General features: G+C 74.6%; 7 protein-coding genes and 1 pseudogene. 3 read left to right on the forward strand and 5 right to left on the reverse strand.

All coding sequences use genetic code 11. From position 1 onward, the window contains the following. Nucleotides 1-235: 235 nt before the first annotated feature. Complete coding sequence (locus ACFQ3T_RS31865; RefSeq protein ID WP_380729040.1) at nt 236-1,453, forward strand: AGE family epimerase/isomerase; 1,218 nt, start codon at nt 236-238, stop codon at nt 1,451-1,453. Between the two features lie 138 nt (nt 1,454-1,591). Continuing rightward, entirely contained in the window at nt 1,592-2,899 is a 1,308-nt protein-coding gene (locus ACFQ3T_RS31870; RefSeq protein ID WP_380729042.1) for an amidohydrolase, read from the forward strand. A gap of 16 nt (nt 2,900-2,915) precedes the next feature. Here the strand turns inward: ACFQ3T_RS31870 and ACFQ3T_RS31875 are convergent, their stop codons facing one another. The 5 genes from ACFQ3T_RS31875 to ACFQ3T_RS31895 form a co-directional block, all read right to left on the reverse strand. Beyond that, entirely contained in the window at nt 2,916-3,650 is a 735-nt protein-coding gene (locus ACFQ3T_RS31875; RefSeq protein ID WP_380729044.1) for a DUF4328 domain-containing protein, read from the reverse strand. Between the two features lie 104 nt (nt 3,651-3,754). Beyond that, complete coding sequence (locus ACFQ3T_RS31880) at nt 3,755-4,339, reverse strand: hypothetical protein (protein WP_380729046.1); 585 nt, start codon at nt 4,337-4,339, stop codon at nt 3,755-3,757. 17 nt (nt 4,340-4,356) lie between these two features. Then, nucleotides 4,357-5,676: a hypothetical protein gene (locus tag ACFQ3T_RS31885; RefSeq protein ID WP_380729048.1), complete on the reverse strand. Its 1,320-nt coding sequence runs from the start codon at nt 5,674-5,676 to the stop codon at nt 4,357-4,359. After that, nucleotides 5,673-7,052, reverse strand: coding sequence for an alpha/beta hydrolase domain-containing protein (locus ACFQ3T_RS31890; RefSeq protein ID WP_380729050.1), 1,380 nt, complete (start codon nt 7,050-7,052; stop codon nt 5,673-5,675). The genes ACFQ3T_RS31885 and ACFQ3T_RS31890 overlap by 4 nt, the downstream gene beginning before the upstream one ends. 145 nt (nt 7,053-7,197) lie before the next feature. Next, complete coding sequence (locus ACFQ3T_RS31895; protein WP_380729052.1) at nt 7,198-7,767, reverse strand: QsdR family transcriptional regulator; 570 nt, start codon at nt 7,765-7,767, stop codon at nt 7,198-7,200. A gap of 145 nt (nt 7,768-7,912) precedes the next feature. On the opposite strand from ACFQ3T_RS31895, the pseudogene ACFQ3T_RS31900 reads away from it, so the two are divergent. Continuing rightward, a pseudogene (locus tag ACFQ3T_RS31900) lies at nt 7,913-8,362 on the forward strand (MFS transporter); the annotation flags it as partial.

Genomic DNA, 8,362 nt, shown 5'->3' on the forward strand with positions numbered 1-8,362 from the left:
CGCGGCACGGCCGCGGCGAGCGCCGCGAGGAGCGGGCCGACCGGGTGCTCGCAGGACTGGCCGAACCCGCGTGCGCGCGCCCGCGCTCCGGCCTCGGCGACCAGGGGCGGCACGGTCGAGGTGTCGTTCATGACTCTCTCCACTTCGGGTGCGGGTGTGAAGAACCGGTTAAGCAACCGTCTTCAGAAGTGGGATGCGATGGTCGTCCTGGTTGGCGATGGATAGCCTCCGACACATGGCCCACGAGACAAAACCGGTTAAGCTGCGCGCGACTCCGACTGCTGCCGCCCTGCGACAGGCGGCGGAGACCGAGCTGCGCCACCGCATCCTGCCGTTCTGGCTGGGCCTGACGGACCGCGTGCACGGCGGCATCCACGGCCGCGTGGACGCGGACCTCGTCGTCGACACCACCGCGGACAAGGGCGCGGTCATGGCGTGCCGGTTCCTGTGGACCTTCTCCGCCGCCTACCGCGCGTTCGGCGACCTGTCGTACCTGGCCGCCGCGCACCACGCGCACCGGTTCCTCACCCGGCACGTGATCGACCCCGTGCACGGCGGCGTGTTCTGGTCCGTCGACCACACGGGCGCGCCGGCGGACACCGACAAGCACGTCTACGCCCAGGCGTTCGCGCTGTACGCGTTCAGCGAGTACCACCGCGCCACCGGGTCGCCGGACGCCCTGGCGCGGGCGGGGGAGCTGTACGAGGTGGTGACCGGCGTCGGGTTCGACCCGGCGACCGGCGCGTACCGCGAGCAGTTCGACCGCTCGTGGACGCCGAAGCCGAACGTCCTGCTCGGCGGGACGGACCGGGCCGACATCACCATGAACACCCACCTGCACGTCCTGGAGGCGCTGACCGCCTACCACGTCGTCGCGCCCTCCCCGGACGTCGCGGCGCGGATCGCGGCGCTCCTGGACACCTTCCGCCACCGGCTCTACGACCCGCGCCGCCGGTCCCTGCGCGTGTTCCTCGACCGCGACTGGCGCGAGCTGGAGGAGGTGCTGTCGTTCGGGCACGACATCGAGGCGAGCTGGCTGGTCGACGAGGCGGCGCGGGAGATCGGCGCGGACGTGCCGGACCTCGTCGTCGGCCTCGCCGAGGGCACGGCGGCGCGGGCGGTGCTGCCGGACGGCTCGGTCGCCAACGAGTCGGTGGACGGCCGGCTCGACGCGACGCGGGTGTGGTGGGTGCAGGCGGAGGCGGTCGTGGGCTTCCTCAACGCGCACGAGCGCACCGGAGATCCCGCGTTCCACGCGCTCGCGTGCGACACGTGGCACTACATCACCACCGACCTGGTCGACCCGCGGCCGACCGGGGAGTGGCTGTCCGCCAGGGATTCCGCCAACGCGCCGGTGCCGATGGACGCGGCGGGCGAGTGGAAGTGCTGCTACCACAACGGACGTGCCTGCCTCCAGCTCGTGGAGCGCCTCGCCCACGCCCCGGTGGGGTGACGGCGGCGTCCACCCGCGGCCACCCGAACGGGCGGTTCGCGTGGATCTTGCCGGGACCGTGGGCGAGGATGTGGCCACGGCACGGGGACGTGCCGCACCGGAGGCGGGCTGACGCCCTGGCACGAACGGCGAGCCACCATGAAGCCTGTTGCGCGCGACCTGGTCCCGCCGCCCGCAGAGGTGACGCCCGCCGACGTGACGACCGCCGCGGTGGCGCCTGCCGACGTGGTGCCGCTCGGCTCGGCGGTCGAGGACCTGGTGCCGGTGGCCGACCCGGCCGCCGGCCGCGGCCCGAGGTGGCTCGACGACTGGCTCGCGGCGAACCTCACCCGGGTCATGTCGTGGCGGCGGACGCTGCACGCGAACCCGGAGCTGATGCGCCGCGAAACCCGCACCACGGAGATGGTCGTGGGCCTCCTCCGCGGCTTCGGCCTGTGCCCGAGCGTGCTGCCGGTGGGCACGGGCGTCCTGTGCGAGGTCGGCACGGGGCCGCGGTGCGTCGCGCTGCGCGCGGACATCGACGCGCTGCCCGTCGCCGAGAGCACGGGCCTCTCCTACGCCTCGCGCGTGCCGGGCGTCTCGCACGCGTGCGGCCACGACGTGCACACCGCGATCCTGCTCGGCGCGGCGGCGGCGCTGGCGTCCGCGCCGGACCTGCCGGGCCGGGTGCGGCTGCTGTTCCAGCCCGCGGAGGAGGAGCCGGGCGGAGCGCTGGACGTCATCGCGGCCGGCGGGCTCGACGGCGTGGAGCGGATCTTCGGCCTGCACTGCGACCCGAAGGTGGAGGTCGGCCGGATCGGCACCCGGAGCGGCCCGGTCACCTCGGCCTGCGACATGCTCGAACTGCGGGTCGCCGCGACAACCCGGTTCGGCACCCGCGACGAACTCAGCGCGGACGTCGTGCACGCGCTCGGCGTGGTCGCCACCGGGCTGCCCGCGATGCTGGCCCGCCGCGTCGACCCCCGGTCGGGCACGGTGCTGGCGTGGGGCCTGATGGACGCGCCGGAGACGCCGTGCGGGACGCCGCGCGAAGGCGTCCTGCGCGGCACCCTGCGCACCGGCGACCCGGCGGTCAACGCCCAGCTCCCCGCGCTGGTGGAGGAGATCGTCGGCTGGCTGCTCCGGCCGACCGGCGTCCGGTTCGGCCTCGACCACGTCCGCGCCGTCCCCGTGGTGGACAACGACCCGGACAGCACCGCGCTGCTCCAGACGGCGATCGCCGACGCCCTCGGCCCGCACGCCGTCACGTCGACCACCCAGTCGTGCGGCGGCGAGGACTTCGGCTGGTACGTGCAGCACGTGCCCGGCTCGTACGCCCGGCTCGGCACGTGGTCCGGCGAGGGGCCGCACGGCGACCTGCACCAGCCGACGTTCCGCGTCGACGAACGCGCCCTGCCGATCGGGGTGCGCGCCATGGTCCACGTCGCGCTCGCCGCCCTCGGCTGACGGGCCCGGCCGGCTCCTAGTCGGGCCGCCGCCAGCGCGGGTCGTGGCGCGGCGGGGCGATCACGGGGTTGGAGGGCAGGGCCGCGCCCGGCCAGTCGACCGGCGACAGCCCGGCCGCCATCGGCGAGACGACCTCGTCCGGCGTGACGAACCCGGGCGTGGACTGCCACTCGCCGATCCGCCGCACCACCAGCACGGCCACGACCGCCGCGGGCACCGACAGCGCCGTCGCCAAGGTCAGCACCTGCGCGCCGGTGCCCAGCCCGTCCACCGTCTCGCTGCGGGCCAGCAGGCGGTCCGCGACGCGGTCGAGCACCTGGTAGCCGAGGAACAGGCCCCACCACAGGTTGACCAGGCCGTGCCCGCCCGCCGACTCGTGCCGGGTTCGGCTCACGTCCCACGCGTCGGCCACCAGCCGGCGCGGGATCCACAGGCTGACGATCGGCAGCCAGCCCCAGATCACCCACGACCGGCGGTACGGGGAGGCGTGCGGCGCGATGAGGTCGGCGTTGAGGCGCACCCGCCACAGCCACACCACGAACACGACGCCCGTGGCCACGTAGAGGGCGGTGTTGAGGATTCCGAGCGCGGCGCTCGCGGCGAGCTCGCCGTTCAGCTCCGCCTCGCCGACGAGGTCGTGGAGGTAGTCGTCGAGCACGTCCCGCAGCCGCCAGACCCAGGCGGTCACGAGGACGTCCGACACCACTGTGATCCCGACCAGGACGGCGAACGCCACCCCGAGCCCACGCACCGAACGGAACACGCATCCCCCCACGTCACTGGCCGCGAACCGGCGCCGGAGCGTACCTGAGGGAACGGCGTGGTCGGAACGCGTTTCCGGGGGAGCTCAGGGGCTCACCACACCAGCGAGAACTCGTACCAAGGCCCGTCGATCGGCTGGTACGTCACCACGTCGGCCTCCACGACGTTCGGCGGCGCCCCGTTCGGGCAGTGGGCGTACCCCCGGGAGTCGAGGAAGCCCGCGTCCTCCACGGTCATCAGGGTGCAGCCGGTGGCGGGGTCCACCCTGGTCGAGCGCACGAGGTGCAGCCCGACCCGCCGGTCCACGATCCGCGGGTCCGGCGTCGCCGCAGCCTCCGCCACCAGCGCCGACAGCGCCGACCGGTGCGCCTCGAACGCCACGCGCCGGGCCAGGCCGGTCTCGAGGGCCGTCCCGGTGGCCACCGCCAGCGCGGGGACCACCAGGAACGGCCACAGCCGGCGGACGTGCGCCAGGAAGGGCGCGGGCAGCGCGACCATCGCCGCGCCGAGCGCCGTCAGCCACAGGACCGCGGCCACCGCCCAGGCCAGGAAGGCGACCAACGCGACCCCGTAGTAGCCCCCGGGCGGGCTGCCCGCCCACGCGGTGAGCAGCACGGCCACCGCCGTCGCGCCCAGGGACCACCGCGGGGACCGCCACCGCGACACGCGTTCGACCACCGAACCCCCTTCTCCGCTCAGGGGGACGCGGTGGCGTGGCCTCCGGTTCCGCCGGCGAGGTAGTCGTTGAAGTGGACGGTGACGCCGTGCCCGTCCGACGGCCAGTTCGGCACGGCGATCGTGCGCGTCCGGCCGCCCGTCCCGCGCGCGGTCTGGGTGACGTGGATCGTGCCGCCGGCGTCGGCCTGGGCCGGCAGGTAGGCGTCGACGCCGGTGAGGAACGGCAGCGTTGCGAACGGCGGCAGCACGACGCCCGGCGTGGCCGCGCGGTCGCAGTGGTCGTCGAACGCGAACGCGGCGATGACCTGGCGGACCTTCGGCGCGACGGGCGGCGCGAGGACGTCGACCCCGTTGAACTCCAGCCGGTCCCGGTCGGGCTGGTCGGACCACCACTCGCGGTTGCGGACGACGGTGAGCGCGGTGTGCGTGGCGCACCGGTCGACGACGTCGCCGATCCCGCCCGGCCGCGACACCTGCAACCGCACGAACCGGTCGCTGCGCTCGAACGGCTCGAAGTAGAAGTGGTGGGGCTGCTGCCCCTCCCGCACCAGTTCCAGCTCGTAGTGCTTGCGGCCGTTCACGCGCAGCAGCCCGAACGAGCCGTCCGACCCGGTCCGGACGCTGTGCCGGGCGTCGCCGAGCCGCGCGCCCGTGCGCCCGTCGAGCTCCCAGACGCGCAGCTCGGCCACGATGCCCGCGTTCTGCGGGAAGTACAGCGCCCGGCCCGCGATCTCCACCCGGCCGGGCGGTTCCGGCACGACGTGCGTGGTGACGGCGGGCCGGCCGCGCAGGAACCGGTGGATGTGCGCGAAACCCTCCGCCGACGTCGTGGTCTCCGTGTGCCCCAGGGTGGTGAGGTACACGTTGGTCGCGCCGCCGATCGAGCCGTTCGGCTGGGCGCTGCCCCACAGCGCGAGCGTCGGCACGCCGCCGGGCAGCGCGGTGCTGGAACGCCCGTCGACGTTGACGTACTTGCGCACCACCGCGGCCCGCGCCGGCGTGGACAGGAAGGCCTGCATGACCGCCGTGCCGCGGGAGTGCGCGATCACGTCCACAGTGGACGATCCGGTGCGGGCGCGGACGCCGGCGAGGAACGCGTCCAGGTCGGCGACGGCCCGGTCGTTGGTCGGGACCGTCGTGTCGTACTCGTAGGCGTGGAGCAGGTGGTCCGGGTAGCCGTTGCCGGAGAACCGCTTCGCGTTGGACTGCCACTGCTGCGCCGAGCCCTGCTGGCCGTGCACGAAGACCACCGCGGTGAGCCCGTGCGCCGAGGCGGCGGGCGCCGCGGCCACCGTCGACACCAGCGCCAGGACCAGCGTCGTCACCGCGATCCTCATCGTTGTCCTCCGGTCGTCAGGGCGTCGGCGAGGTTGCGCCGCGCGTCGGCGTGCTGCAGGTACCCCGCGTGCACGTTGGCGACGTCGGCGGTCACGACCTGGTGCACGTAGTCGCCCCGGTTCGGGTAGAGCCGCGCCAACGTCGCCGCGTCGAACGGCACGTGGGAGCCGAACAGGCGGCAGAACGTCACGCCCGTGTTGTCGCCGGTGTTCAGCGCCCTCGGCGCCGTCACCTGCGACAGGCGGATGCCGCCCAGGGCGAGGCCCAGCGCGTCCCGCTTCTTGGTGACGCCGTCCGCCTCGAACTCCAACGGGCGGGCGGTCGGCGGCGGCGTGCCTCGTTCGACCCACCGCCGCAGGTGCTCGTAGGCCGCCGCGGTGACGTGGTGCATCGGAACCCGGCTGAACGGCGGCCGGTCGCAGTCGTACTGCGGCGCGCCGCCGAGGTCGCGCTCCGAGATCGGCGCGCGGTACACCTGACCCTCGTGGCCGGAGTGCGCCGCGCCCGCCACCTCCCACCGGCGGAACCGGTCCGTGTCGGCGGGACGCGCGGCGGTCCGCACGTCGGTCTCCGACAGCACCTGGAAGACCGGCTCGGCGCCGACCCGCGTCGGCGCGTTGCCGACGATGTAGCCGTACCCGTCGAACACCGGCTGCTGCTGCGGCAGGACCCGGTCGTACAGGACGGTCATCCGGGCCGCGGACTGCGACGCGCCGATGGCCAGCAACGTCCGGGCGCGCAACCCGCCGAGGACCGCGCCGGACGCGACGGCGCGCCCGGCCTGCGTGAACACGTCGTAGGACAGCTCGTCGGCGGTGAAGCGGCCGGCGCCCGTCACGTCGAGGCCGCCGTACCGGGCGGGGCTCCAGCCGCGCAGCTGGTCGACGCCGACGCGTTGCGCGGACACGCCGACCCAGGCGTTGCCGGAGCGGATGACCGACTCGGCGTTCCACAGGGCGTCGAGGTCGTACCCGGCGGTGACGTTCTGCCACTCGACCAGCGTCGTGCCGCTGAAGTCGCGTTCCCGCGCGGGCCGCCGCACGATGACGCGGGTCGTGTACGGCACGCCGGTGGCGACCTTCGTGCCGTCGACCGCCCAGCCGTCGGCCGTGCCGGAGACGTGGAACTCCTCTTCGACGTACCCGGCGGCGGCCAGGTCCGCGGGCGTGGAGAAGAACGGGTAGGTGTCCTCGATCCGGTCGGCCAGCCGGTCGCCCGGCACGGCGCCGGGCAGCGGGCCGACGACCCGGGGTGTCGGCCCGAGCTCGGACGCGGACGCGGGGGACGGGGAAGCGGAGGCGGGGGCGGACGTCGGGACGAGGAGGCCGAGCACGGCCGCGACCAGACCGACGCGCCGCCACGGGGAAGGTGACATACCGGCTCCCACAGCGATGGGGGTTGGGGATGTCGCCGACCGTAGCCAGGTCCGGCCGGCCCGCACCAGGACGCGTGGAGATCGTGAGACCGCTGTCGCAGCAACGGCGTCGGGCTCAGCGGTGTCTGGCTCAGCGGTGTCTGGCTCAGCGGTGTTGGAGCAGCACCGTCCGGGCGGCCTGCTCGGCCAGCTCGTGGTCGAGCGGCGTGCCGGTGAGCAGTTCGGCGTACAGCGCGGACTCCACGATCCGCACGTAGAGGAACGCGACCTGGTCGAGGACGGCCGCCGACCACGGCCCTCCCTCGACTTCCAGCAAGATCTCCTTCTGCGCCAGCACGGCCCGCCGGTGCACCCCGCCGGACGCCTGGAACAGCACCCGCGCGGCCGTGTCCGGCTCGCCGCGGAGGAACGCGCGGAACGGCCCCGAGGCGCGCAGCTGGTCCACGAACCGCCGCGTCACCTCCAGCACGCCGTCGACGCCGGGGTTCGTGCGCTGCTCCCGCGCGCGGGCCAGGAGCCGGTCGGCGAGCAGCCACAGGACGTCGCCGAGCAGCCCGTCCCGGCTGTGCACGACGCGGTAGAGCGTCGCCCGGCTGATGGCGAGGCTCGTCGCGAGCCCGTCCATGTCCACGCCGCCGTGCCGCAGGAAGAACCGGCACGCGCCGCGCACCACCTGGTCCTGGCTCACCACCCGCCGGGTGCCGGTCGAACCCACCGCAGTCCCCGCTCCCGCCGGCCCGCCCGTCCGGCCCACCCCGCATCATCTCCTCCCCGCCGCCCGACCGCGAGACCGTGACCGCGGCCCCTGTGTGTCCCACGTCACTGCCGCCGGGTAGGGGCGGGCTCGATGCTTGGTGCGCGTGACGTCACCTCCGCCACCGGACCGCGACGCCCGGCGGGCGCGGATCGCCGTGGCGGCCCTGTTCTTCGTCAACGGCGCGGTGTTCGCCAACGCGGTGCCGCGCTACCCGGAGCTGAAAGCCGGCCTCGGGTTGTCGAATGCGGTGTTCGGGTCGGTGGTGGCGGCGTTCCCGTCCGGCGCCTTGTTCGTCGCGGGCTCGCTCGACGCGATCGCGGACGTCGGCGCGAACGCCCAGGGATTGCGCAAGGAGCGGCGGTACGGCCGGTCGATCCTGAACTCGCTGCACGGCGTCTGGAGCATCGGTGCGGTGGTCGGCGGTCTGATGGGGGCCGCCGCCGCGGGGCCTGCCGTGCCTGTCCCGTGGCACCTGACGAGCGCCGCCGTGCTGTGCGGCTGTGCCGTGGCCGCGACGTCGCGGTTCCTGCTCGACGGCCCGCAGGCCGCCGCG

Origin of the sequence: Saccharothrix hoggarensis, assembly GCF_042678885.1 — a bacterium.
GTDB classification, from domain to species: Bacteria; Actinomycetota; Actinomycetes; order Mycobacteriales; family Pseudonocardiaceae; genus Actinosynnema; species Actinosynnema hoggarensis.

Coding starts and splice junctions, on each gene's coding strand:
- ACFQ3T_RS31865 (WP_380729040.1), top strand. CDS start 236: ATGGCCCACGAGACAAAACCGGTTAAGCTGCGCGCGACTCCGACTGCT.
- ACFQ3T_RS31870 (WP_380729042.1), top strand. CDS start 1,592: ATGAAGCCTGTTGCGCGCGACCTGGTCCCGCCGCCCGCAGAGGTGACG.
- ACFQ3T_RS31885 (WP_380729048.1), bottom strand. CDS start 5,676: ATGAGGATCGCGGTGACGACGCTGGTCCTGGCGCTGGTGTCGACGGTG.
- ACFQ3T_RS31890 (WP_380729050.1), bottom strand. CDS start 7,052: ATGTCACCTTCCCCGTGGCGGCGCGTCGGTCTGGTCGCGGCCGTGCTC.